This is a genomic window from Tangfeifania diversioriginum (genome assembly GCF_900141875.1).
GTDB classification, from domain to species: Bacteria; Bacteroidota; Bacteroidia; order Bacteroidales; family Prolixibacteraceae; genus Tangfeifania; species Tangfeifania diversioriginum.
The window spans coordinates 88,446-113,356 of the sequence record NZ_FQZE01000015.1 but is presented as its reverse complement, the minus strand read 5'-3'; the positions used below and the strand labels follow the sequence as shown (position 1 = coordinate 113,356).

General features: G+C 41.8%; 21 protein-coding genes and 1 other RNA gene. 9 read left to right on the top strand and 13 right to left on the bottom strand.

The window, feature by feature from the left end; genetic code table 11:
- Positions 1-111 precede the first annotated feature (111 nt).
- From BUC07_RS11085 to BUC07_RS11060, 6 genes are all read left to right on the top strand, one after another.
- On the top strand, positions 112-2,535 hold the full coding sequence (locus BUC07_RS11085) for an ATP-binding protein (RefSeq protein WP_073169344.1): 2,424 nt from the start codon (positions 112-114) through the stop codon (positions 2,533-2,535).
- A 73-nt stretch (positions 2,536-2,608) separates the two neighbouring features.
- Entirely contained in the window at positions 2,609-3,013 is a 405-nt protein-coding gene (locus BUC07_RS11080) for a response regulator (RefSeq protein WP_073169342.1), read from the top strand.
- Between the two features lie 275 nt (positions 3,014-3,288).
- Entirely contained in the window at positions 3,289-3,579 is a 291-nt protein-coding gene (locus BUC07_RS11075) for a YtxH domain-containing protein (RefSeq protein WP_073169340.1), read from the top strand.
- A gap of 57 nt (positions 3,580-3,636) precedes the next feature.
- Positions 3,637-4,005, top strand: coding sequence for a phage holin family protein (locus tag BUC07_RS11070; RefSeq protein ID WP_073169338.1), 369 nt, complete (start codon positions 3,637-3,639; stop codon positions 4,003-4,005).
- Between the two features lies 1 nt (position 4,006).
- A complete protein-coding gene (locus tag BUC07_RS11065; protein ID WP_073169336.1) occupies positions 4,007-4,243 on the top strand; it encodes a hypothetical protein in 237 nt (78 codons plus the stop codon).
- A gap of 26 nt (positions 4,244-4,269) precedes the next feature.
- Entirely contained in the window at positions 4,270-5,133 is an 864-nt protein-coding gene (locus tag BUC07_RS11060; protein WP_073169334.1) for a universal stress protein, read from the top strand.
- A gap of 16 nt (positions 5,134-5,149) precedes the next feature.
- Here the strand turns inward: BUC07_RS11060 and BUC07_RS11055 are convergent, their stop codons facing one another.
- Both BUC07_RS11055 and BUC07_RS11050 read right to left on the bottom strand, forming a co-directional pair.
- Entirely contained in the window at positions 5,150-6,604 is a 1,455-nt protein-coding gene (locus BUC07_RS11055) for an aminoacyl-histidine dipeptidase (RefSeq protein ID WP_073169332.1), read from the bottom strand.
- A 74-nt stretch (positions 6,605-6,678) separates the two neighbouring features.
- The gene (locus tag BUC07_RS11050) at positions 6,679-7,890 is read right to left on the bottom strand and encodes an S-adenosylmethionine:tRNA ribosyltransferase-isomerase (RefSeq protein ID WP_245792700.1); all 1,212 of its coding nucleotides are present in this window, start codon (positions 7,888-7,890) and stop codon (positions 6,679-6,681) included.
- Positions 7,891-7,972: 82 nt separating this feature from the next.
- Between BUC07_RS11050 and BUC07_RS20660 the strand changes: the two genes are divergently transcribed.
- Entirely contained in the window at positions 7,973-9,007 is a 1,035-nt protein-coding gene (locus BUC07_RS20660; RefSeq protein ID WP_073169330.1) for a Smr/MutS family protein, read from the top strand.
- 66 nt (positions 9,008-9,073) lie between these two features.
- Positions 9,074-9,528: RNase P RNA component class A (gene rnpB / locus BUC07_RS11040), an RNA gene on the top strand.
- 114 nt (positions 9,529-9,642) lie between these two features.
- Here the strand turns inward: rnpB and BUC07_RS11035 are convergent.
- The 11 genes from BUC07_RS11035 to BUC07_RS10985 all read right to left on the bottom strand — a co-directional run bounded on the left by BUC07_RS11035 (position 9,643) and on the right by BUC07_RS10985 (position 23,099).
- Complete coding sequence (locus tag BUC07_RS11035; protein WP_073169328.1) at positions 9,643-12,090, bottom strand: M6 family metalloprotease domain-containing protein; 2,448 nt, start codon at positions 12,088-12,090, stop codon at positions 9,643-9,645.
- Positions 12,075-12,464, bottom strand: a complete 390-nt coding sequence (locus BUC07_RS11030; RefSeq protein ID WP_073169327.1) for a DUF6970 domain-containing protein — start codon at positions 12,462-12,464, stop codon at positions 12,075-12,077. Before BUC07_RS11030 ends, BUC07_RS11035 begins: the two co-directional genes overlap by 16 nt.
- Before the next feature lie 450 nt (positions 12,465-12,914).
- Complete coding sequence (locus BUC07_RS11025) at positions 12,915-13,946, bottom strand: NAD-dependent epimerase (RefSeq protein ID WP_073169325.1); 1,032 nt, start codon at positions 13,944-13,946, stop codon at positions 12,915-12,917.
- Between the two features lie 122 nt (positions 13,947-14,068).
- Entirely contained in the window at positions 14,069-14,347 is a 279-nt protein-coding gene (locus BUC07_RS11020) for a GIY-YIG nuclease family protein (protein ID WP_217652682.1), read from the bottom strand.
- Complete coding sequence (gene cysN / locus BUC07_RS11015) at positions 14,344-16,263, bottom strand: sulfate adenylyltransferase subunit CysN (RefSeq protein WP_073169323.1); 1,920 nt, start codon at positions 16,261-16,263, stop codon at positions 14,344-14,346. The genes BUC07_RS11020 and cysN overlap by 4 nt, the downstream gene beginning before the upstream one ends.
- A gap of 170 nt (positions 16,264-16,433) precedes the next feature.
- Positions 16,434-16,805, bottom strand: coding sequence for a four helix bundle protein (locus BUC07_RS11010; RefSeq protein WP_073169321.1), 372 nt, complete (start codon positions 16,803-16,805; stop codon positions 16,434-16,436).
- A 157-nt stretch (positions 16,806-16,962) separates the two neighbouring features.
- The gene (cysD, locus tag BUC07_RS11005) at positions 16,963-17,871 is read right to left on the bottom strand and encodes a sulfate adenylyltransferase subunit CysD (RefSeq protein WP_073169319.1); all 909 of its coding nucleotides are present in this window, start codon (positions 17,869-17,871) and stop codon (positions 16,963-16,965) included.
- A 123-nt stretch (positions 17,872-17,994) separates the two neighbouring features.
- Positions 17,995-18,327 (bottom strand): Sua5 family C-terminal domain-containing protein, encoded by a 333-nt coding sequence (locus BUC07_RS11000; RefSeq protein ID WP_073169317.1) that lies wholly within the window; start codon positions 18,325-18,327, stop codon positions 17,995-17,997.
- A 151-nt stretch (positions 18,328-18,478) separates the two neighbouring features.
- Positions 18,479-20,434, bottom strand: coding sequence for a DUF4914 family protein (locus tag BUC07_RS10995; protein ID WP_073169315.1), 1,956 nt, complete (start codon positions 20,432-20,434; stop codon positions 18,479-18,481).
- A 216-nt stretch (positions 20,435-20,650) separates the two neighbouring features.
- Complete coding sequence (locus BUC07_RS10990) at positions 20,651-21,202, bottom strand: helix-turn-helix domain-containing protein (protein WP_073169314.1); 552 nt, start codon at positions 21,200-21,202, stop codon at positions 20,651-20,653.
- A gap of 91 nt (positions 21,203-21,293) precedes the next feature.
- Entirely contained in the window at positions 21,294-23,099 is a 1,806-nt protein-coding gene (locus BUC07_RS10985) for an SLC13 family permease (RefSeq protein ID WP_073169312.1), read from the bottom strand.
- Between the two features lie 361 nt (positions 23,100-23,460).
- Between BUC07_RS10985 and BUC07_RS10980 the strand changes: the two genes are divergently transcribed.
- Positions 23,461-24,906, top strand: a complete 1,446-nt coding sequence (locus BUC07_RS10980) for a hypothetical protein (RefSeq protein WP_073169310.1) — start codon at positions 23,461-23,463, stop codon at positions 24,904-24,906.
- Positions 24,907-24,911: the final 5 nt, after the last annotated feature.

Sequence of the window (24,911 nt, the reverse complement as noted above, 5' to 3'; positions counted from 1 at the left end):
TCTGCTGATTTTTCTTGTGGCTTCTTTTTGTGGTTTTCGGGTTACATGCTACCTTTAAGCATTTTATAAATGGCATTGTCCATTTAAATTGCCGCAACTAATTGCTGATGAATGGAAGAAAATCTGAATAAACACCTGGAACAAATTTCGCGACTGATTTCGGGTCTCCGCGAAAAAGATGCCGATTTGAAGAAGCTGGTGGAACTGGACAAATCGCTCGATTTGCTGAGCCACAAGCTGAAAACCGCACGGCTCGATATTTACACGGGAGAGCTCAAACCGGAGAAACAAGGAGCCAGGCAGGATGCGGTATTGTACTTCGACAAGAAATTCAATATTATAAGATTTGTAGGGGCCATGGAAAATGTTTTTGGGCGGCGAAACCCCGAGCGGCTTCCCAAAATTAGCGCAATTATGGCCGAAGAAGATTTTGTGCAGCTGAAAGAGCGTACCGGACTTTTGTGGGAAACCGACGAACCGCAGTCGTTCGACAGTTATATTGTTTCGAAAAACGGCATTATGCTTCCCGTTAATATTCTACTCGAAAAAGTGACGTTTGGCGATAGCCTGGAAACAGTATCAGCCGGTTTGCTGTTTTTTAACGAAACACCTTCCGACCTTGAAGATTACCGCGAAATCCTGCTTGAAAACCTGCCCGACATCGATGTCTATCTTTTTGATAACCAGTTCAGGCATGTGCTTACCGGTGGCCGCGAAAAAGAGAAGATGAAACTCTCGAATGCCGACGTGACCGGGAAAACACTTTTTGAAGTATTCGACGAGAAAACCCAGAAACGCCTTTTCCCTTTTTACCGCAACGCCTTGGATGGCAAAGTGTCGGAAGGTGAAGTGCGGATAAAAAGTGAAGTGTATTTTGTGAGTGCCACGCCGGTTTACGGGCTTAACAAGCAGGTAGTGGGCGGGGCTTTAATTTCGCAAAATGTGACCAAAGAAAAAGAGGTGGAGAAAAACCTCATAAGGGCCAAGCGCGAAGCCGAAGATGCCGACAAAGCCAAATCGGTGTTTTTGGCCAATATGAGCCACGAAATAAGGACCCCGCTCAATGCTATTGTGGGTTTTACAGGGTTGCTGAACAAAACAGGGCTCACGCCGCAACAGAAAAAATTCAGCGAACTCATTTCAAAATCATCCGAACATTTGCTCTCGGTTGTCAACGAGGTGCTTTTCCTGTTTAAACTTGGCATGGGAAAAGTGTTTATTGAAGAAGTGCCTTTTAATACCCGCGAACTGGTGCAGAACGTGAAAGAATCGCTCCGCTTCAGGGCCGATGAAAAAAATCTTGGGTTTCGTTTCATTGTTGATAAAGCGGTTCCGAAAGTCGTTATTGGCGACCCGTTCAGGATGAAACAGATTTTGATTAACCTCACGGCAAATGCCCTGAAATTTACCGATGAAGGCAAAGTCGCTGTCCGGGTGTTCAGTGAGAAAGCCACCTCGAAAAAAGTGTACCTGCGCTTTGAAGTGGAAGATACGGGCATTGGGATTTCAAAAGAAGATTTGGATACCATTTTTGATGAATTTGCCCAGCCGGGCATGAAAAACGAAAAAATGCGAAAAGGGGCCGGTTTGGGACTTACAATTGTGCGCAAGCTGGTGGAGTTGCTCAATGGCCGGTTGCACGTGGAAAGCGAACTGGGCAAGGGTTCTGAATTTACCGTGGTTATTCCTTTTGTAAAGGCGAAAAAATCGGATAAAGTGGAAAAGCCGAAGGAGTACGATCTGAATTTTAACCTACTCCGCAACAAACGTATTTTGTATGCCGATGACGATGAAAATAACCTGCTGCTGGCTGAAGCCATTTTATCCGGATGGGAAATTGATTTTGAAATTGCCCGCGATGGAGCGGAGGCGCTTCAGTGGCTCGAAAAAGAAACATTTGATGTGGTGCTGCTCGATATCCACATGCCTCATTTCTCGGGAGTTGATGTGGTGAAGAAAACCAGGAGGAACACCGAAAATGCCAATCGCCATGTAAAAATGCTGGCTGTTACTGCCAATGTGATGGAAAAAGACCTCGAGAAATACCTGGGCAGCGGGTTCGACGATTATATTTTAAAACCGTTCAGGGAAGATAAATTGTACAATAAAATTTGCAACCTGCTCGATATTGAAGTTCAGGAAATAAAAAGTGCTGAAAAAGAAACGGATGATGAAACCCCTGAAAATGAAACCGACCACTTTGATACCTCTGATCTCATGAAAACCACGGGTGGAAACGTGGCCTTTTTCAACCAGATGATGGATACGTTTATAACCAATGCAAAGGATACCTCCCAAAGCATCAGCCGGTTGGCCGGGGAAGGAAACTGGGAAGAAGTGGGGCAGAAAGCACACAAAGCCATCCCTTCGTTCCGCTATTTTAAATTGCATAACCTTGTGAACGACCTCACCCGTCTGGAAGAGTTGGGGCTGCACCAAAAAAACTTTGACCCCATGCCTCCGATGGCCCAAAAAACAGCCGCTGCAATTGATACGATAATTGAAGAAGCAGAGAATTTCAAATTGAAAGAGTGACCTTTTTTCATGAGCCCTTAATTTTTTTTGGAATAGTAATTGATTTTTCAGGTAGTATCAAATTGAAGTGGTGATGAAACAAAAACGAAAAAAGGTCCTTTGTATCGATTCCGATTCTTCCTTTCTACATCAGCAGGAAGAAGTACTGAACAGTAAAGAACTCGATAAGTATTTTTTTCCTTTCAATGACTTCAGGGAAGCACTTCATTTTATTGAAAAACAAATTATTGCAAAAAATAAGAACCTGCATTACATACTTCTCGACGAAAAAATATCAGGTGCAAAGTTGCCTTCAACACTCGAAAAAATTTCGGAATTGAAATCATTTCTGAAAAAACCTGAAGTAATCGTTTGCACCAATAACAACACTGAAAAACTGCGCAACCAGGTGATGCAATTCCCTGTGGTTAGCGCCTTTCTGGAAAAACCCATCCCCAAAAATTATATTGAGTTCCTGATCACCGGGAGTTCCGTTTAATGTGGCCTTTCCCGGGCTGGCCAACTCGGCTCTATTCCCCAATTGTTGTTCACTAATTACACAGGTTGTGGATTTACTTCACACATTATGTTTTTTGATAAAAAATTGCCCAAAAGCGCAATATGTTGATAGTTAATGTTTTATGTTCTGTGGGGAATTTCACCGAATTAATGGAATGTTTTTTTCATAATTACAGGCGAAGTTAAACCAGCATAATACAGTGTTTAACACGAGAAAAGAATTATTAATTATAAACAATTTAAAAAGTAGAAATTATGAAACGATCAACAGCAAACGCATTATTGGGATTTGTTGCCGGAACGGCAGCTGGAGTTGTAACCGGAATTTTAATTGCACCTGACAAAGGTTCAAAAACCCGGAAAGACATATCTAAAAAAGTAAAAAGTGTATCGCAGGAAATGACCGATACCATCAGTGAAAAAGTTGACGGTTTGAAAGACCAGGTAAACGAAGTAATGGAAGAAATGCGCGGCAAAGCGCACGAAGCCGAAGACAAAGTAAAAGCCAAAATGAATGAAAAAACGGCTAAAACTGAAAAAGCCTGATAACATCAGTTTTTTAGTAAACAACTGATTGGTAAACCGTTAATTTTTTTTATTGCAATGAGCAAAGATTTAGCAAAAAACATTGGCGAACTGAATGGTTCGGTAAAAAGTTATGTTCAGGCAAAAGTTGACCTGGCAAAACTTACACTTCTTGAAAAAGTAAGCAGATCAATATCATACCTCTTCAACATGATTGTGGTTACGTTGCTGTTTTCTCTGGTAATAGGCTTTGGTGCCGCGGCATTTGCCGTTTGGTACGGGCAAACATATCACAACTATTTTGAAGGGGTGCTCATTGCAGGCGGTTTCCTCATCATTGTGGCTGTCGGCTTTCTTTTGTTCCGAAAAAAGATTGTGACCAACTCCGTAATCAGTAATTTCTCGGAGATTCTATTTGAAGAAGACGAACAGGAAAAAGAAAGTTAAGATGAAGCCAGTCAGAAACATGCGTGAATTAGGTATGCTGAAAAAGCAACTTAAGTACCAGGAAGAACTTTACGAAAAACAAATTGTCGGCTCAACAGCCGATATAGTTGAGAATTCAACCGATAAACTCAGGGATATTGCCATGGACATGGGCACCCGTATAATTGTTGACCTTATTACCGGCAGGCGACACCACAAGCGCAGGCACAAAAAAGAAAAACATACGCAGGAAGAGTAAACTGCGACAAAAAAAAATATTCAGCCATGAAGACTAATTTGTTACTGCTCGATTCGTATAAAAATATTGAAGAACTTATTGCTTATGCTTTTTCGCTGAGCAACCGGTCGAAACGTAACCTGAAAATTATTTATGTTTTCGATTTCGACTGGATGAGGCAGTCATTTATGGCAGGTGGTGGCGGTCCGGTAGATCCGGCACTGGTAGTAGTTGAAAGAAATGCACGAAAAGAATTTAAGGTGGCAGAAACCAAAATCAGGGAAATTACTGCCGAGTACATTAAAAAGCATTCGGTGAATGTGCCGTTTGAAATTCATATTTCTGAAATTAATCGCATTGATGTAGTACAGGAAGAATACGAGAAAAATCCTGATTTGATGCTTCTTATCAGCAACAACCAGAGTTACTCAGAGGCTACGGGAGGATTGATTGGGTATCCCAACCTGATTGAACATGTTGGCTGTCCTGTTTTTGTTATTCCCGAAAATACAACACATTTTGTAATAAAAGATGTAATTTATGCCACCGATTTTCACCCCGAGGATATTGAATCGCTCAAGCACCTGAAAAAGCTACTTGCACAAACAAACGATGTGAGTTTTACCATTCTGCACAACCAGACCGAAACAGATTTTGCCGGGAAATTGAAATGGATTGGTTTGCAGGAAGTTGTTGAAAATGAAACCGGCATTGAAAAACCGCAGTTTAAACTTTTCACCGAAAAAGATATGATAACTGCAATTGAAAAATTTAAGGATGACAAAGATCCTGATTTGCTGGTTCTGCTAAAAGAAAGGAAAGGATTTTTCGGCGAAATATTCAGTTCAAGCGACACGAAAAATGTATTGACACACTTCAACAAACCCGTTCTCGTTTATCACGAGAAGTAAATAGATGATTTTTTATTTATTCAATCCGCTCCAGAATATCAACCAGGTGTTTCCAGAATTTTGAAGTGGTTTCAATGTCGAGCCGTTCGTCGGGCGAGTGGGCGCCTAAAATGGTGGGGCCAAACGAAACCATATCGAGATGTGGGTATTTTTCCAGAAACAATCCGCATTCAAGCCCGGCGTGTATGGAACGTACAATTGGTTGGTTCCCAAAAAGCTTTTTATAGGAATCCACTGTAATTTTCAGGATATCCGACTCGGGATTCGGTGTCCAGCCCGGGTAGCCGTCAGTGTGTCTCACCTCGGCACCGGCCATTTCAAAAACCGACCGCACCATCTCGGCCACATAATATTTGCGGCTTTCCAGTTCGCTGCGCTGGCTGGTGGTAATCATTATTTTGTTGCCGGGCACAAATTTTACCGATGCCAGGTTGTTTGAGGTTTCAACCATGCCTTCCATGCGCGTGCTCCATTCGAGGATTCCGTGCGGGCAGGCATAAACTGCATGGAGCAGGTTTTTCTGTGTTGCTTCATCGATTACTGTTTCCGGAAGTTCAATACTTTCTGCCTTTATCTGAAGTTTGGGTTCATTAAATTTATATTCAAACTTTATATCGGAAGCCAGTTGCTTGAGAGTGTTCCGGAATTTTTCTTTTTCAGTTGCCGGAACAACAATTTTTGCATGGGCTTCGCGGGCAATGGCATTTCGCAGGTTTCCACCGTCAAATTCATTTAGCCGCATTCCATAATCGCGACCAGCAATCCAGAGCAACCTGTTTATAATTTTATTGGCATTGCCGCGGTTTTTATGAATGTCGTCGCCCGAGTGGCCGCCCTGGAGGCCGGTGACCGAGATTTTGAAAGCCACTGAATTTTCGGGAACATTTTCATTTTCATAAGTAAAATAAGAAAGCGTATCGACTCCGCCGGCACAACCAATAAATATTTCGCCTTCATCCTCCGAATCGAGGTTTAGAAGTATTGACCCCGTCATGAAATTTTTTTCGAGCGCAAAAGCACCGGTTAGTCCGGTTTCTTCATCCACCGTAATGAGGCATTCAATGGGCCCGTGATTTATTTCGTTAGAAGTAAGAACAGCCATTTGGGCGGCAATTCCAATTCCACAATCGGCTCCCAGGGTCGTTCCATGGGCTTTTACCCAATTGCCTTCAATCAGTGGCTGAATAGGGTCATTGTCAAAATCAAAAACTTTATCGCTGTTTTTCTCGCACACCATATCCATGTGAGTTTGTAAAATCACTGCGGGAGCATTTTCCCTGCCGGGCATGGCGGGTTTCGAAATCAGCACATTTCCAGCACTGTCGGATTTTGCCGGCAGGTTATTTTTTGTTGCAAATTCGAGCAGAAATTTTCTGATTTTTTCTTCCTTTTTCGAGGGGCGCGGCACCTGGCAAATGTCTTCGAAATAGTTGAATAAAGGTTGCGGTTCCAGTTTTTCTAAAATTCTCATTTTTTTTTGTTCTTAAAATGTAATGTAAATATGGCAAAAACAATTTGAAATTTGAGGATTAAATTTGGGGTTGTTCACCTCAGGTATAAGTTGCTGTCGCCGTAGCTCAAAAACCGGAAATCATTTTTCAGTGCATAATCATAAACTTTTTTCCAGTCGTCGCCCAGAAATGCACTGATTAACAGCAGCAGCGTGCTTTGCGGCTGATGAAAGTTGGTGATCATTCCTTCAATTATTTTGAATTCATAGCCCGGAACAATAATTATTTGAGTTGAAAAACGTACCGTTTTCTGCTGAGTTTTTTCGAGGAAATCCAGGATGTTTTGCAGTGCTTTTTCAACGCCGATGGTTGCCTCATTTTCGTATGGTTCCCACTGCAAAACTTCCGGAATGTCGCCCGGGTGGTGGGCTTTCTCGAGTTTCAGTCCCAGCCAGTACAAACTTTCAAGCGAGCGAACCGAAGTGGTGCCCACCGCAATTATTTTTCCGGCATGTGACAGCAATTTTTCGATGAACGATTTCGAAATCAGCACCTGCTCGTGGTGCATAGTGTGCCCGTCGATGGTTTCCGATTTAACCGGCTGAAATGTTCCGGCTCCCACATGCAGCGTAATTTCGGCGGTTTCAATATTTTTTTCAGCAAGGTTTTTCAGCACATTTTTGGTGAAATGCAAACCTGCCGTGGGAGCTGCCACCGAGCCGTCGTTTTTGGCATACACCGTTTGGTAAGTGAGCTCATCTTCCGGTTCGGTTTCGCGGTTCAGGTAGGGAGGAATGGGCAGCACTCCGGCATGTTCAATAATTTCAGCAAACGTAAATTCACCTTCCCAGGAAAATTCTATTAAAAATGAATTGCCTTGCTGTCCTTTTTTTCGGGCTTTCAAATGAACGGGTTTGCCGTTTATTTCAAACTCGCGCTGCAGCTCTTCGCTTTTCCATTTTTTACTATTGCCCACCATACATTTCCAGGTCACTTTTTCTTTTTCCTGAAAAGCAATCTGGTAATCCGATGGTGAAACCGGTTCCAGGCAGAATATTTCAATTTTTGCCCCGGTTGCTTTTCGGAAAAAAAGGCGTGCATGAATCACCCGCGTGTTATTAAAAACCAGCAGTGAGTTTTCGGGCAGGTAGCTCGTAATATTCCTGAAAACAGTTTGTTCCGTCTTTCCGTTTTGCCAGAAAAGCAGCTTCGAATTGTCCCGCTCTTTCAGCGGATATTTGGCAATTCGCTCCTCGGGCAGCTGATACGTGAAATCGCTTATTTTTATTTTTTGAAATTTGTGCAAATCAATTATTTTTTGAGGCTGCAAAAATAGCTGAAAAATTGAATGGATAAAAATATTGTACTTTTGCAAAAAATTTGAGAATATGATAAAAACAGGAGATAAGGTTAAATTTCTGAACGATGTGGGAGGAGGAATTGTAACCGGTTTTATTGGGAAGAACATGGTAAACGTGGAGAACGAGGATGGTTTTGAAATTCCGTATCCCATTTCGCAGCTGATAAATATGAGCGACCCGGATTTAAATAAATCCGACAGGGGTACCGCACCCCAAATCGAGGAAGAGACGGAGGATGAAGAATACGAAGAAGAAACAGGCGAAATTATTGAAGGCAAGGATTCTCCCGACTTCTACTTTTGCTTTGTGCCAACCGACGATAAAAATCCGCTGGCCGGCGAGATTGAACTCTTTTTGGTAAACGACAGTAATTTTACGTTGCTTTTTCATTATGCCCACTTCAGCGAAGATGTTTATGAAACCGTGGAATACGGAACAGTTCAACCCAATTCAAAAAAGCTGCTGGAAAGTATTGCCGAAAATGATATCAGTGATTTACCTGAATACTTTTTCAATGTTATCTTTTTTAGAGATGAGGATACAGAAAAACGTCAGCCGGTATCAAAAAAATTCAAAGTGAATCCTGTGAAATTCTACAAGGAAAAAAGTTTCCATTCCAATTTGTTTTTCGAGCGGAATGCAATGATTTTTCAGATCACTGAAAACCTCTTAAATACTGAAATAAATAAGCTTACCGACGATGATTTCAGGAAAGTGGTGAAGTCAAAAGAACAAAAAACGGTGAAAAAAAAGCCAGAACGACGCCGCGATGAGGAAATCATAGAAGTTGACCTTCATATTCACGAACTGCTCGATAATCCCGCAGGGTTAAGCAATAAAGAAATTTTGGATATTCAACTGGAGAAAGTAAAAAATGAAATGCAATCGGCCATCCAGTCGCGGGCCATACGCATTGTTTTTATCCACGGGGTGGGGCAGGGTGTTTTGAAGCAGGAAGTGGCCAAACTGCTCAAATCCAAATATCCGAAATACACTTTTCAGGATGCCTCGTTTAAAGAATACGGTTACGGTGCCACAATGGTGATGCTGCGAAGGAAATAGATTTTATGTTGCATGTTGAACCTGTAACATGGAACTTGAATCTCGAAACTATTTATTATTTTTGCACCGGCAGGCTGCTTTATCGTCCCGAGTACTCGGGAAGGAAAGTCCGGGCAACGCAGGGCACCGCGCTCCTTAACCGGGAGATCTCTGAAAGGGGATAGCAGTGTAACAGAAAATAACCGTCTTGCTGGAGTTTTGGTTTGAAAGCGGACAAGTCCGCCTTCGCCGGGGCTTCGGCGGACAAGGGTGAAAAGGTGGGGTAAGAGCCCACCGGTGGCCGTGGCGACACGGTCAGCCGTACACCTCGCGGGTTGCAAAGCCAAATATATCCTGATTGAAAAGCTGTTGCTGCTCAACGAAACGGCCCGTTTCGTTTCCGGCTGCACACCGGGAGTCAGGAGGGGTAGGCTGCAAGGATCCCGGCAGCAATGACGGGACAAGATAAATGATAAAGGCTCATGACGTTCATTTATGATGAAATCAGAGTACAGAACCCGGCTTACAGGCCTGCCTTTTTTAAAGATACACTTTTCATGTTACGCATATTTCTCAGTCATAGCCTCACTTTGAGTGAGACTATGACTTGTCAGGGAAGAAACCCTGAATGTTTAATTCACTTCGCTAACAAATTTTCATTTTTTCACAATTAATTTTCCAGTTAAAATTTCATCCTTGTATTTTACACGCACCGTATAAACACCTTCAGTCCAACCGGAGGTTTGAATGGTTGTGCTTTTGCCTTTTAATTTGGCTTTTTGTGCTTTTAGTGCCTGCATAGGGCTGTAGATTTCCATATCCCATTCTGCATTATAGTCAAATGTATCTTCACCAATCGAAGCAGAATTTAATGCTTCCGTTTCTGCCCCAGATTCGATGGTAAGGGTGGTTTCGCCGGTGGTGGGGTTTGGCGAAATACTCAAGTAATTTTTTGATCTCAGATCATATTCTATCCTGATATTCTTAAAAATTTCATTGGTCCAGCCGCATACTCCGTTGTACTGTAACGATACGGAGTAATTACCTGGTGTATCCTTCGAGAATTCGACCTGTCTTCCTGTTCTCTGTACAGGCAACTGTAAAGGATCGGACGGGTAAAACTTCCATAGATAATCGGCATCATTTTCCGATAAGTCTGTCCCATATGCATATAACCAATAATCTTCTCCCGCAAAACCAAAATCTACGGAAGGCCCTACACTTCCGGGATAGTTATTATTTACGGTACACAATAGGATGGTTGGGGCAGGAGTTCCCGCCCAAATCCTTTGACGGGGGAGGGTAATGCTACCACAATCATTAACCAGCCTGGCTTGTACCCAACTCCTGCCGTTGCCCGTAGCCTTTATTACAGCGGAACCGGTATTTTGTCCTGAGTGGATAGTGAGGAAGAACCCGGTTTCCCAAATAATGGAATCCACGGAGGGCAGGCTGTAGATGGTGAAGGTGGCACCGGAAGAGCAGACAACGGAGGGGTCGGAAATTGGGTTGTAACCCATATAATCGAACCGAACAGTATTTCCTGATTCTATAATATTTGTTACAGGTTTATTGGTATTATCAATTGGAGAATATGTTTGAGAATTTGGTGTCGTATTATCTTCAAAGGATAAATTACATGAACTACCAGGGTATAAATCACCATCATCACCTCTGTTAGTATTATTATCTAAGTCAAGATTACCATCCGCCTCTTCCAGATCAACACCTTTTAAGTTTTCATTTGCATTAACATCATTTGCAACAATATGGGATGTTGTAGTTTTAGAAGTATTAATATGCCAAATGGCTAATCCGGTACCTGGTAATCCAATATCAAAACCAACAAATTGTCTGTTTTCCAATAGAAAATATTCATTCGCATGTGGTGTATTGATTCGGTAAAAGGTATTATTCTGTGCAGAATTAGGTAACGAAATACTAATTGGGGAATATAGTACAGTAGGATTCGACCAACCTAAAAACAGTTTACTCCACGCACATAAATTTGAAGGAGAAGCACCATTATTATTCCAATTGCCACTTCCCATTAGACCCCATTCTCCAATACCTTCAGAATCTCCATTTGATAAATCAGTGTCATATAAATCAGGTAAGTCTAAAGAATGACCGAATTCGTGACAAATTACTCCGATATTTGAAATATTACTTCCAAAGTTATTTCTTAGCTCTGGAACAAGAGCATAATCATCAATTGTTACACCATCATATGTTCTTTTAAAACTGCCAAGCGTCCAATGATGGGACCATATTGTATTAGGCCCGCCGCCTGCTTCTTCCCCATATCCCGCATGAATAACTATTATTCCATCGACGTTTCCGTCATTATCATTATCATAAATGGAAAAATCTAATCCTGCATTTTCAGCCGCATCAACAGCCTCTTGAACTAATAACCTTGGATTGACATCACTCCCGCCTGAGTTTGCACCATAGTAAGCCATATTATTTGCAGCATGATACCAACCTCTTACAGTGCTATTAACAGTCAAATTGCTATATGAACTTTCTAACCAATAATCCCTAAAGCTCCCCGTTCCATTATAATTTGACTGATTCATAAGACTGTTAAAGTTATTATTGGCAATTTGGAATGATAAATCTGTAAAATCAATTAATAGCACCAAGAGATTTCTTGTTCCGCTAGTCGGAAAGCTTTCAATAGAATAACTCAAACCACCACTAATAGACATTTTTGAAGGTGCTGGCTTTATTCTTTCTATAGCCTTTTTATCTATTGTTTTTAAAAGGTTCATTTCCTCTTCCGTGCGATTTGCCTTATTTTTTGCAAGAACTCCTGTTGAATTAATTTTTCCTGTACGATCAATCGTGGCATATTCAAATTTTCCATTTTTATTTTCGATTAAAGGAAAACCATCGACAGTTGTGATTATTGAAAAATATTCATCTCCTTTAATAAAGCATTCAAGAAAATAGTTTTCCTGTTGTAACATTCTTATTGTATCAGGATAAGCCGGACATTTTTGCATCATTTGTCCTTGAGATGTAAATGACAGGACAATTAAGAAAATAAAGAAAAGGCACTTTATTTCTAATTTCTGGTTTATTATTGCTTTTCCCATAATATTTTAATTTTTTGTGCTTCTGAAAAAAAAGTTGTACAATTATCAACAGGTTGATTTCCTCCACATTTGTACTTTTCATTTCCTTCGCAGTCATAGATTGTATTTGGAAAATCATAAGCAGAGTCAACAGATTTTTGAATGTAGATATAATCAGTATCATTCAATCTGTATAAAATAATTTCTGCAGAATCAATATCGACATCTTCTTCTATGGATGTTTTCAAATCCTGTAGCCAATTAAGCTCGGTTAACGGATCTTCTATTCCACAAACTATAGTATCTTCTTTTTCACAACCTGCTCCCAGCAATGCCGTGAAAAGCCACAGCAGGATCAGTAAGCTGGTTGGTAGTTTAAATTTTTTTGATTTCATTATTTCAAATGTTTAGTAGTGAATAATTTGTACAAAGTACTTTTTGATATTCCAGGTAGCCGGAGCTACCAGGCAGGAGAGCAAATCGGGTCGGTTTCAGTGCCTTTGGTTGGCATCCTTCCTGAAATGAACCCATTTTGTGGTTTCCCAGGAAATACGGGGTATGGGCCGTGTTTCATCATACTATTGGTTTTAAAGATTAATGTTTGTTTGATAAGATGCTAAAAGATAAAATTTGGTTGCGTGCCTCCTGTTTTTTTAATTATTGGTATTGTGTTTCTGTATATATGTTCAGAAAAACAGGCAAAAGGTAATCCCGGAAATGAATGTTGTGTAGCAGGGATTTATAATGACGTTTTCGCGGGGGAGTAGTCATAGCCTCACTTTGAGTGAGGCTATGACTACTCAGGGAAAAAACCCTGAATGATTAAGTTATTTCGAGACAAACTCTTACTTCTTGTAATAAGCCGAATACCATTTTACAAATTCGGAAATTCCTTCTTCAATCGTAGTTTTGGGTGCGTAATAAAAATCATTTTCCAGCGCGCTCACATCGGCAAAAGTTTTATATACATCGCCGGGCTGCATGTCGTGGTATTCTTTCAGCGCCTCTTTTCCCCAGGCTTTTTCAATGGTCTCGATAAAATCCATCAGTTTTACGGGATTTGAATTTCCGATATTATAAATTTTATACGGAATTTCTTTTTCCTTCCCCCTGGAGGAAGTTTGTGGGGGCTTATTTAGAATTTTTGCTACGCCTTTTACGATGTCGTCGATGTAGGTAAAATCGCGGTACAAATCGCCATGATTGAAAATCTTTATCGGCTTATTTTCGAGAATTGCTTTGGTGAAAAGGAAGTAAGCCATATCTGGCCTGCCCCACGGACCGTAAACGGTGAAGAAACGCAGCCCGGTAGAAGGTATGCCGTATAAATGGCTGTACGTGTGGGCCATCAGTTCGTTGCTTTTTTTGGTGGCGGCATACAGGCTGACAGGATTATCCACCGGATCATCGGTTGATAGCGGCATTTTTTTATTGTTCCCGTACACACTCGATGAACTGGCATAAACCAAATGTTTTACATTATTGTGGCGGCAACCTTCCAGGATATTCAAAAAACCTACAATATTACTGTTGATGTAGGCATGCGGATTTTCAAGGCTGTACCGTACCCCCGCCTGCGCAGCGAGGTTGCACACCACATCGAATTTTTCGGTTTCGAAGAGCCGCTCCATTTCGGTGCGGTCTTCCAAATTCATTCTGATAAAAGTATAATTTGGATTTTTTTCGCTTTTAACCGGTTGGTGCCAGTTCTCTGCTTTGCGCGAAATTCCGGCTTCGTTCAGCCGCGAAAATTTCAGTTCCGGAGCGTAATAATCGTTTATGTTGTCGATTCCCACAACTTCAGCACCCGTTTTAAGAAGGCTCTGAACAAGGTGAAAGCCGATGAATCCGGCAGAACCGGTAATTAAAATTTTCATTTTAATGTTTTTTGGTGGTAGCGCCACAAAATTTTGTGGCGCTACCAATTTTGTGTCTCTACCTCATATTATTGCAACGGAAAAATCTTTTTCTCCGCCAGATATTCAATAATTCGTTCCGTTCACCCAGTGAAATAAGATTTGAGGCGATTTCCCAAAAATCTTTTGCCGTAAAAGGTTTTTAAATATTTCTCACGTTTTGTAGCATCCTGCTGGTTTAAACACCCTTCAAAATAAATTAATTTGAATGGTCTTCTGTTTTTTGTAGATTCAACTTTGCCATTTTGATGCGCCTCAAATCTTGATGGCAAATTTTTAGTATAACCTGTATATTTTTTACCATCCTTTAAACTTAAAAGCACATAAACAAAGTAATATTCGTTGAATAAATTTGCCATCATTTCACGGGGTAAATTTTCGCTTGTGCTAAATAGTCAATTATTGTATTTATCTCTTCATCGATATTATCAGGATTTAAAGTCAGCACAACATTTTCCGGCTCCTCAAATTTTTCATCCACTCCCGGCATGTGGCGCAGTTCTCCTTCTTCTGCTAACTGATAAAGTTTTGGCTTGTTATTTTTGCAATAATCCATGCTGGCATCCATGTGGACAAGGTGAAAACGTTCTTCACCGATTACCTTTGCGCATTGCCGGCGAATGTTGTCGGAGGGCGAAATAAACGAGCAGATGGCGATAATGCCCTGGTCGTTCAATAATTTGGCAATGTGTGCCACGCGGCGCAGGTGCTCGGCGCGGTCGGTTGGCGAGAAGTCGAGTTCACGCGAAAGTCCCGAACGGATGGTACTTCCATCGAGCAAAACAATTGTGGCTCCCAATTGGAACAACCGTTTTTCGAGGCTGAACGCCAGCAGGTTTTTACCCGAGCCGTGCAGGCCGGTAATCCAGATGGTTTCGCCTTTCTGGTTGTAGCGTTTCTGGTATTCACTGCCTGAGATGAGCCCGATTCCGCTGTCAATTTTTTCTTTTTCGGTATCGGTAATCCGCGATGGCAGTTCGTCGGAGCTCATCTTGTCGATTATCATTCCTACAGCCACCGTGTTGTTGGTAACCGGGTGAATCAGGATAAATGCCCCTGTGTTTTTGTTCTTTTTGTACGGATCGAAAAACAGGGTTTTTGCCGTGGTGAAAACGGCCCTGCCAATTTCGTTGAGTTCCAGGTATTCCACTTCCGATTTATCGAGGGTGTTCACATCCACTTTGTAGCGCAGCATGTCGATGCGGGCGCGGGTGGTGTTGGTATTTTGTTTCAGGAAAAACTGGGTGGAGGTGTCCATCGCTTCTTCGTCCATCCAAACCAGCATGGCTTCAAAATGGCGTTCCATGCGCGGCAGGTTATCGGGCGTTACCAGCATTTCGCCGCGCGAAATATCGATTTCATCTTCCAGCTCGAGGGTAATTGCCTGCGGAGGAAATGCTTTATCAAGATTCCCGTTATAAGTTGGAATGGTCTTCACTTTCGATATTTTTCGTGAAGGCAGTGCCATCACTTTGTCGCCGGGGCGGACAATCCCCGATGCTATTCTGCCGGAGAATCCCCGGAAATCGCGGTCGGGACGTAGCACATACTGCACCGGGAAACGGAAATCGTCGTAGTTGCGATCGCTGCTCACATGAACACTTTCCAAAAAATCGAGCATGCTTTTGCCGTGGTACCAGGGCATTTTTTCAGAGATATCCACCACGTTGTCGCCTTTCAGTGCCGAAAGCGGAATGAAGTTGACATCGGGAATATCCAACTGGGTTACAAATTTTTTGTAGTCGGCGCAAATATCATCGAACACTTTCTGGTTGAAATCCACCAAATCCATTTTGTTCACGGCCAGTACCACATGCTGAATACCCAACAGCGAAGCCAGAAACGTGTGGCGTTTGGTTTGTGTAATTACCCCTTTTGTGGCATCGATGAGGATAATGGCCAGGTTGGCCGTGGAACCTCCGGTAATCATGTTTCGGGTATATTGTTCGTGCCCCGGGGTGTCGGCAATAATAAATTTTCGTTTTGCCGTGGAGAAATAGCGGTAGGCCACGTCGATGGTTATTCCCTGCTCCCGTTCGGCTTTCAGGCCATCGAGTAACAGGGCGTAGTCGATGTCTTCGCCTGCATGCCCCATCCTTTTACTGTCGTTTTCCAATGCCGAAAGCTGGTCTTCGTACAACATTTTACTGTCGAACATCAGGCGGCCGATGAGGGTTGATTTGCCGTCATCGACGGAGCCGGCGGTTAAAAGACGGAGGAGGTCCTTCTTTTGATCCTGATCGAGAAATTCGCGGATGTTTAAATTATTTGTTGTCATGTTATCAAGTTGTCATGTTATCGTTGTTGTCAAGTTGTCGTTGTTGTCGAGTTATCAAGTTGTCATTGTTGTCGTGGTTATCGTTGTTGTCAGGTTGTCAAAAAACAATGAAAACCTTGATAACCGAGATAACGCGAAGCGGATAACCTCTCCTAAATAACGCAAAGCTGTTAACCTCTTCCCGTTTTCCAGTTCTTGTCAACGTATTCAATAAAGTTATATATTTTAATACCAATTGAATTAAGTTCTTCTGCCACTATTTGCCATTGTTCGCTATTTTTCACTTCGGCCAGAAACTCTGCCTGAGAAGTAGCCTCTAAACAAGAGGAATGGCTGGCTACCAAAAATTTGATAAAATCAGCTTTGTATCTTCTTCTCCCATATCCTTCAGCAATATTGTCTTTTACTGATTGACTGGATCTTCGGATTTGACTTCCTGTTTCAAATTTATCAGGATGAGGCAAATCCAGGCTTAACCGATAGATTTTTACAGCAAGTTTAAATGCCAGGTTGTATATGTCTAACTCTTTGTATCCTTTCATTGTATGAAGATTTTGTTGTCGTTGTTGTCGAGTTATCAAGTTGTCATTGTTGTCGTGGTTATCGTTGTGTCAGGTTGTCAAAAAACAATGAAAACCATGATAACCGAGATAACGCGAAGCGGATAACCTCTTCTGACAACGCGAAGCAGAGAATCTCCTAAAAATACCCCTCTCTTTTCTTTTGTTCCATACTGGCATCCTGGTCGAAATCGATAACGCGCGTGGTGCGTTCGGAGACGGTGACAGTCATCATCTCTTCCACAATTTTTTCAATGGTATCGGCTTCTGATTCCACTGCACCAGTGAGCGGATAGCAGCCCAGGGTGCGAAAGCGTACTTTTCGCATTTGGGCTTTTTCTGCCAGTTCTTTGGGCATCCGTTCGTCGTCCACCATAATCAGGTTGCCGTCCATGTCAACAATGGGTCTTTCTTTGGCAAAATAGAGCGGAACAATGGGGATTTCTTCCAGGCGGATATACTGCCAAATGTCGAGTTCGGTCCAGTTACTCAGCGGAAAAACCCTAATCGATTCGCCTTTATGCACGCGGGCATTGTAGATGTTCCAGAGTTCCGGCCGCTGGTTTTTGGGGTCCCACTGGTGGAAACGGTCGCGGAAGGAAAAGATGCGTTCTTTGGCACGCGATTTTTCCTCGTCGCGGCGGGCGCCACCAAAGGCAGCATCAAATTTGTATTTCGATAATCCCTCGAGTAAAGCCTGTGTTTTCATTACATCGGTGTGCACTTTGCTGCCGTGGGTAAACGGCCCGATTCCTTTTTTAAAAGCTTCCATATTCGAGTGCACAATCAGGTCCCAGCCTTTTTCTTTGGCGTATCTGTCGCGGAATTCCACCATTTCGCGAAATTTCCATTTGGAGTCAATGTGCATCAGCGGAAATGGTACTTTCCCCGGGTAAAAAGCTTTCTCGGCCAGGCGCACCATCACCGAAGAGTCTTTTCCAATGGAGTAAAGCATTACCGGGTTTTCGAATTCGGCTGCTACTTCGCGGATAATATGGATAGACTCGGCTTCGAGTTCGCGCAGGTTCGTTAAATTGTATTCCTTCATAAATTTGAATATAATATTCTATTTAGATGTAAACGAAATTGTGAAGTTCGTTTTTCAACTGTATCTCTTCATTCGGCAAAACACGGATGAAAAAAGGCAAATATAATACAATTCGTAAAAGTATTAAACCCGGCTATTTTGGAAGAGATTTTGATAATTAATCCCCACTGGTATATATTCTGAATTATAAGCAACTTGTTCGTTAATTGCTGCTGCTTTACTCAGCCGATCCATCATTGTAATGCCAAATGCCGATTCCACAAATAGTTCTTCAAAAATTATTTCGATACCATACTCCTCCAAATTGTGCAGTGCATCGTAAATATTTGTTGCTGCTTTCTTAAGATTTCCGGTTGCCGATAAATTTTTCACCAAAAAATCACTATTTTTTTCTTTCTTCGCATCAAAGGTTAAAAGTCCAAATTTTTTATATAACCCATTTACCCGATTATTCATCTACTATGTATAGCGGGATTTGTGGACTGAAATGAGATTTTAAAAGACCGGGAGATTGCAGGCCTCTGTTATTTATGAAAAATTTGGAATTAATAAATGGAATATAGGTAGTGAGCCCTCACATTGTAATTACTCCCGGTCTTTACTATTATTATTTGTCGTATTCCTGATAGAAATTGCTTTGCTCATAATCTTCAATCTGATTGAATGAATACTGATAACTCATCGGAACAATTTCATTGTATTCTTCTATAGTCGCATTCGACAAACAGGCATCGATAATTCTTTTACCTGTTTTGTATAAATCTTCTTTCCAGAATTTTTGCAGTTCTTTTTTGAAGAAATCCTGCAAAATTTCGGCACCGGCATCGTAGCCCTCTGTTCCTACTTCAACCTGGTTGTACACTTTCAGAAAGCGGGTTGGTATTTTTGAACTTTCCAGGGTAAGGTAGTTCAGTTCATATCCCAGTAAACTACACCGGGCAGGCTGGTACTGATCGTTCCTGAGCTTTGCTACACCCCGGCGGGTCAGGTATTCACGCATAAGAAGCTGTGGTTTGAACCCTACTTTCCATACCCCGATGTTTTGATTGGGCACCAACGTAAAAGTTGTGCGTGGCGTTTTAATAATCTGATCGAGCAGCAAGTTGGCGTGGGTTACCCTTTTGCCGGTAGCAAATGGCCAGTAGGAACCAACGCCTTCACTTTCCATGGCACCTGTGCCAACAATGCTGGGGTTATTATGGCCACGGGGTGAAACAAGTCTCCACAACCAGGCCAGTGACGGTGGTAAAATATGGAATAATCCCACAATTCCGTAAGATGGATCGTCTTTGCTGCAAATCGGCGTTCTCAGTCCGAAACTCCTGATATCTACCGAAACCGGGTCGTTAACAATATTTGTAATGTTGTTGCGCGGCAGAATTACACGAGGATTGGGACATGGTTTGCCCGGTTCATCCTGGATATGATCCCAAATCAGAGCTGTAGAACGTGGCACTGTATCAATATTCAGAAACAGCAATTGTTCCTGCGGATTGATGGTTGCCTTTTCAAGGTGAGGGTCGTCGCCGTATTCGTTCACACTGTCAACACGCACAAACCATGCATTTTCGGCATCGAGAATATAGAGTTTTCCGTTGTTTTTCTGAATAGTAGGGTGACAAAATGCCATATCATCAGCAACAGAATTAAAGGAACAAAACCTGGGAATCGTTATAAAACGTTCTTCGCCGGTAACCTGGTTTTTGCCAATCAACACCCGTCCGTCATCCTCCCTGAGAATGTGCTGGTGCATTTCACTTTTTCCGCCGCCGCTGGCTCCTTCATGCATAAATGTTTTTACGTTGTCGTACGGACTTACCGACTGCACCGCCGAACAGTGTGCTGTTACCCAGCCTTCTTTTTCACCCTCGGTGAGCAATACTCCGTACAACCCTTTTTTAGCACTCGGCCCCGGATAAAGATTATAGGAATAGAGTTCATGAACATGTTCGGTGCGGTTATGCACAACCACCTGTTTGCCGTTAAAATGTGTGTGCCTGAAAACCGGGGCCACAAAAATTACCGATTTCATATCGGTATTTTCTGCAAGGTCGGCTGGTGCAACTATTTGCTGTAGCATGGAGAGCCCCATGGCAAAAAAGGCTGCATTGGCCGGTGCAATTGCAATTCCTGTGGAACCAATGTTTTTCCTTCCGGCAAAATAAAAGAAACAGGCTAAATCCTGATTTTTTAGCCATTCGTACGTTTCCTGCTGAATTGACGGAAACTCAAAGCCATATTTTTCATTGAATCTCTTTTTATCAGAGGGGTGGTCATCTGCAATAGACATCGTTCCCGGGTCTCTGCGCCGCATATAGGCTTCGGTGTAATTGGCCGAAATGCCGTTTTTTACACGGTGTACAATCGCTTCGGTGTATTCACCTTTTCCGGGCACGTCATACTTTACACTGAATTCGTCGTTTTCTTTTCCGTTTGTGGAAGCATCCGCAAGTTCTTCAGTGGTACTGAAAACTGAAAGACTTTTGCAGTTTGTTAATACATCATAAACATTTTCAGGAAGTTGTATGTTTTTTTCTTCAAGTGTTTTTAATAAATTATTCATGACCATTTTCTTGCTTTTTAATTTTTACGTGCTTAATAGTTTTTAATTACCAGGCAGTTTTATAGCAGCGAAAATATCTTTTCAAAATTAAAAAATGAAGTAATACTTCACGAAAATGAAGTATGTGTGAAATAATTAATATATACTTAATTATTTAAGAAGTGAATAATATTGGATTAACATTGAACTATATTGACAAGCAAGGAGTTGTTTTTTTTAAATTTCAGGAGGAGTAACTATCCATATAATTTGTGCCTTTGTTTGCGATACATTGCGGGCTGAATGATACCTTGCAGAATTGAAATAAAAACTGTCGTTTTTTTCGAGCAGGTAGGTTTTATCATCCACAGTAAATTCAATTTCTCCATTGAGCACAAAACAGAACTCCTGACCCGGATGATTTTTCATAATGTCTTTGGAGTCAGCTCCTTCTTCGAATTCTACCAAAAATGTTTCCATCTGTTTCCCGTTTTCATGTTTGGATAGCAGGAAAAGCGATGCCCCTGACTTATTTTTTTCCACAAAGCTTTTTTCGGAGAATTTCACCAATGGGTTATTGGTCAATGTTTCATTTTCACCAATCAGCTCGCCCACAGTGGTGTATAGGTTGTCGGCAATTGATTTCAACGTAACAATGGAGGGAAAGGCTTTTGCTTTTTCAATTTGCGACATTGCACTGGCACTGATACCCACTTTCTTTGCCAGTTCATTAAGACGCAAATGCAAATTTTCTCTCTTTCGTTTTATTCTTTCTCCCAGGCGTTTCATGGTACACAATTTTTTATTGAACAGAAATAAACAGGATTATGCTGTGATGGCGCAAAAATAAAGTAATATTTAATAAATTTAAACAATACTTTTAAAAGTTCCAGAAATAAGGAATTAACAGCAACGATAAAATAAAAGCGAGAAGGTTAAGCGGAAGACCAATTTTCAGGTAATCGGTAAATTTATAATTGCCAATTGCCTGGACAATGAGGTTGGTTTGGTAGCCAATTGGCGTGGAGAAGCTTGCAGATGCTGCTATTGCTATGGCCACAAAAAATGGTTTGGGATCCACATTGAGTTGCTGTGCAGCTGCCAGGGCAATTGGAAAAACCAGTGCTGCCGCTGCATTGTTTGTAACTATTTCGGTAAAAATTGCTGTTAAAATATAAACAGCTGCCAATACCCCCATGGGGCCAAACCCCCGGGCAAAATTTACAGTACTTCGGGCCAGTGCTTCGGCAGCTCCTGAATTTTGCATCGATTTACTAATGGCAAAAGCGCAGGCAATGGTAATCAATACATCCCAACTGATGGCTTTGGTGTACTTTTGGTGAGGCATAATTTTCAGCCAGATTAAAAGTACAGCTGCCAGCACCGAAAAGAAAAACATATCGAAAGTGAGGCCAGCCGGTGAATGAAAATGACGGCCTACTGTTGCGCCGATTATCATCAAAATAAGGATAATGAACGCCATCCATTTTTTCCAAAAACTTCCGGTTGTGCGGTAATCGCGAATGTAGGAGGTGAGGTAAAATATTTTCGACTCGCCCCAGTTCTGAATAAATTTTTCGGTTGTCAGTAAAACCAGGTTGTCGCCCGATTTGAGTTTCAGCTTATCGAGATTTGATGTAATACGTTCGCCGTTGCGGTGTATAGCCAGCACCACTGCCTGGTAGTGCTCATAGAAATTGAATTCAGAAATGGTTTTTCCTACGCCCGGAAAGCGCGGAGAAATTACCGCTTCGTATTGTTTGAGTTTGTTTCTCGGAACATTTTTTATCAGGTCAATTCCTGTGAGTTTAAGGTTGTCGCTGGCCAGAATAAAATTGAGCCGGTCTGATTTTCCGGCCACCAGCATTTTATCGTTGGGCCTGATTTTAAAGGATCCTTTTTTCGTTTCAATAGTATTGCCGTTGCGGTTTATGCAAATTACCACCATTTTTTTTAGTTCCTTCATTCGGCCATTTTTTATTTCCAGGCCAACGAGGCTGCTGTTTTCAGGAATAGTGATATCGTAATAGTAATCTTTTAAATCGATGGAACTTTTGGAGTTAAAAAGAATTTTTTTCCCGGGAAGTAATTTGTTCCCGGCAATTGCCATGTAAATTGTGCCAATAACTGCGATAAAAAGTCCCACTTTCCCCAGCTCGAACATGCCAAAACCTTCGTACCCGTTTTCCAGAATTAATCCGTGTACAACCAGGTTGGTCGATGTTCCAATAAGGGTACACATTCCACCAAGTATGGTGGCATACGAGAGCGGAATCAGAAACTTTTTATAGGAGAGGTTCAGTTTCTCTGACCATTTTTTAATGATTGGGGCAAAAATAATTACAACAGGTGTATTGTTCAGAAAAGCCGACAACACCGAAACCGGCAGCATAATGCGGGGCAGCAGAAAAACCATTTTTCCCCTTTTGCGCGGCAGGTAGGTTTGTGCCAGCCGGTTGAGCATTCCCGATTGCCTGATGCCCTCGCTTACAAGGAAGAGCACTCCAACAGTAATCATCCCTTTGTTGGAGAATCCGGCAATCATTTCCTCGTTGTTTATTATGCCGGTTGCCATTAAAATAACCGAAGCTGAAAAAAATACCAGCCCCGGGCGCATAAGTTCTTTGGCCAGCGCTACAATCACCAGGAAGATGACTGCCACCACAATATATCCTTCGAGGGGCATCAAAACAGTAATGGATTATTAAGGCTATTCATTCGCCAGTTTGCTGTTCTTAGTTCGTTTCAAAACTAAGTATAAAATTGAATTCTTTCAAGATTATTAATTTTTTAGTGAACATTTTTGTGTGATGTGTTTTGAGGTATTGTAGAGAATAAAATAAACTTTGACCAGATATGCTGAAAAATAATACTATGAATCAGATGAATTTTCAAAAATATAATTCTTGTTACTTTTTAAAGAACCATTTTAATCAACAGGTATTCAATAAAAAAATTTGACATCGGAAATCTCTGAACAAAAAAATTTCTTCCTGAATAACACAAAATACTCTTTATTATTATTTTAAATTACAAATTCATACGTTATGAAACAATTATCCATTTTGCTATTCATGTTTTTTTCAGTAAATCTTTTGGCACAAACGCCAGGTGCCTTTAGTTACCAGGCAGTTGTCCGCAATGCATCAGGCGATATTGTTGCCAACCAGAATGTTACTTTTCAGATAAGCATTTTGCAGGATTCCGAAGCGGGTGCCGTTGTTTACACTGAACAGCACTCAACCACAACCAGTGATTATGGTTTGGCGAGCCTCCAGATTGGAAACGGAACGCATGTTTCCGGAAGTTTTAGTCCCGATGGATGGGGCGAAGCACCGCATTTTATTAAAGTGGAGTTTGACCCTGACGGCGGCAGTTCGTTTACAGAACTCAGCACAACTCAGTTGTTGGCAGTTCCCTATGCTTTTCATGCGCAAACCGTTGAAAATGATGAGGTAAACGATGCTGACGCTGATCCTTCCAATGAGATTCAAACACTCTCGCTTAGCGGGAATGATCTGGCTATCTCCGACGGGAATACAGTTGCATTGCCTGCAGGTGAACCCAACCTTTGGTCGGAAGATGGCGACGATATTTATTTCAATGGAGGGAAAGTTGGAATTGGCGAAATTCCCGGTGCCGATTTAAGAAAATTTCAGGTAGTGGCTGAAGATGTGCAGGCCATTGCCGCTAAAAATAACAGCAGTTATCCCACCATTTTTGCTGAAAATAACAGCGGAGGCCCAGCCGCAGAATTCCGGGGAGGCATTACTATTGAAGATGGCACGGAAGGCGACGGAAAGGTACTGACATCCGATGCAAACGGAAGGGCATCCTGGCAAACTCCTTCATCGGGGAGTAGCCTGTGGCTGGAAAACGGTTCCGAAATTTATTTTGAAAACAACGTTGGAATCGGCACTTCTAACCCGGAACATGATTTGGATTTGGTAAATTCAACTTCAAGCATCAGATTGAGGTCAACAACTTCGGGCTTATTGGATGGTGATGCATATTTAATTCTGGATAAAGCCAGTACCACCAATAATGCGAACCTTAATTTTCAGTCGGAGGGTGATGCCCGGTTTTATGCCGGATTATTGGGAAACAACAATTTCAGCATCTCAACAGAGTTAACTTCATTAAACGGACTTGAAGTGAAATCAAGCGGTGATGTTGCTATTTCAGGCGAACTTCAAACCGAAGCTACCGGCTCGGCCAACATGGTCCCCGTTGCTTATGGAACTGTAATTTCCGGTAGTCTCGAAACCAGTTCCGGAAACGTATCGGTAACTAAATCGGGAACCGGAGAATACAGGGTTTCAATCGATGGCGAAAGCTATTTTTATACCGACTATACGGTGAGCTTAAGCCTGATTGGACAGGTTGGCTTTATTGAAAGTGGTTCCGTGTCGGGAAACCTGCTTGTATTTACTTACGACGAAAACGGCAATTCTAAAGATGCCTACTTTTCATTTGTAGTATATAAACCTTAATAGAA

Excerpts from the sequence above, each read along its gene's own strand:
- BUC07_RS11070 (WP_073169338.1), top strand. The coding sequence starts at position 3,637 with ATGAGCAAAGATTTAGCAAAAAACATTGGCGAACTGAATGGTTCGGTA.
- BUC07_RS11065 (WP_073169336.1), top strand. The coding sequence starts at position 4,007 with ATGAAGCCAGTCAGAAACATGCGTGAATTAGGTATGCTGAAAAAGCAA.
- BUC07_RS10980 (WP_073169310.1), top strand. The coding sequence starts at position 23,461 with ATGAAACAATTATCCATTTTGCTATTCATGTTTTTTTCAGTAAATCTT.
- BUC07_RS11035 (WP_073169328.1), bottom strand. The coding sequence starts at position 12,090 with ATGGGAAAAGCAATAATAAACCAGAAATTAGAAATAAAGTGCCTTTTC.
- cysD (WP_073169319.1), bottom strand. The coding sequence starts at position 17,871 with ATGAAGGAATACAATTTAACGAACCTGCGCGAACTCGAAGCCGAGTCT.
- BUC07_RS11085 (WP_073169344.1), top strand. The coding sequence starts at position 112 with ATGGAAGAAAATCTGAATAAACACCTGGAACAAATTTCGCGACTGATT.
- BUC07_RS20660 (WP_073169330.1), top strand. The coding sequence starts at position 7,973 with ATGATAAAAACAGGAGATAAGGTTAAATTTCTGAACGATGTGGGAGGA.
- BUC07_RS10995 (WP_073169315.1), bottom strand. The coding sequence starts at position 20,434 with ATGAATAATTTATTAAAAACACTTGAAGAAAAAAACATACAACTTCCT.
- BUC07_RS11030 (WP_073169327.1), bottom strand. The coding sequence starts at position 12,464 with ATGAAATCAAAAAAATTTAAACTACCAACCAGCTTACTGATCCTGCTG.
- cysN (WP_073169323.1), bottom strand. The coding sequence starts at position 16,263 with ATGACAACAAATAATTTAAACATCCGCGAATTTCTCGATCAGGATCAA.
- BUC07_RS11025 (WP_073169325.1), bottom strand. The coding sequence starts at position 13,946 with ATGAAAATTTTAATTACCGGTTCTGCCGGATTCATCGGCTTTCACCTT.
- BUC07_RS10985 (WP_073169312.1), bottom strand. The coding sequence starts at position 23,099 with ATGCCCCTCGAAGGATATATTGTGGTGGCAGTCATCTTCCTGGTGATT.
- BUC07_RS11000 (WP_073169317.1), bottom strand. The coding sequence starts at position 18,327 with ATGAATAATCGGGTAAATGGGTTATATAAAAAATTTGGACTTTTAACC.
- BUC07_RS11075 (WP_073169340.1), top strand. The coding sequence starts at position 3,289 with ATGAAACGATCAACAGCAAACGCATTATTGGGATTTGTTGCCGGAACG.
- BUC07_RS11060 (WP_073169334.1), top strand. The coding sequence starts at position 4,270 with ATGAAGACTAATTTGTTACTGCTCGATTCGTATAAAAATATTGAAGAA.
- BUC07_RS11080 (WP_073169342.1), top strand. The coding sequence starts at position 2,609 with ATGAAACAAAAACGAAAAAAGGTCCTTTGTATCGATTCCGATTCTTCC.
- BUC07_RS11010 (WP_073169321.1), bottom strand. The coding sequence starts at position 16,805 with ATGAAAGGATACAAAGAGTTAGACATATACAACCTGGCATTTAAACTT.
- BUC07_RS10990 (WP_073169314.1), bottom strand. The coding sequence starts at position 21,202 with ATGAAACGCCTGGGAGAAAGAATAAAACGAAAGAGAGAAAATTTGCAT.
- BUC07_RS11020 (WP_217652682.1), bottom strand. The coding sequence starts at position 14,347 with ATGATGGCAAATTTATTCAACGAATATTACTTTGTTTATGTGCTTTTA.
- BUC07_RS11055 (WP_073169332.1), bottom strand. The coding sequence starts at position 6,604 with ATGAGAATTTTAGAAAAACTGGAACCGCAACCTTTATTCAACTATTTC.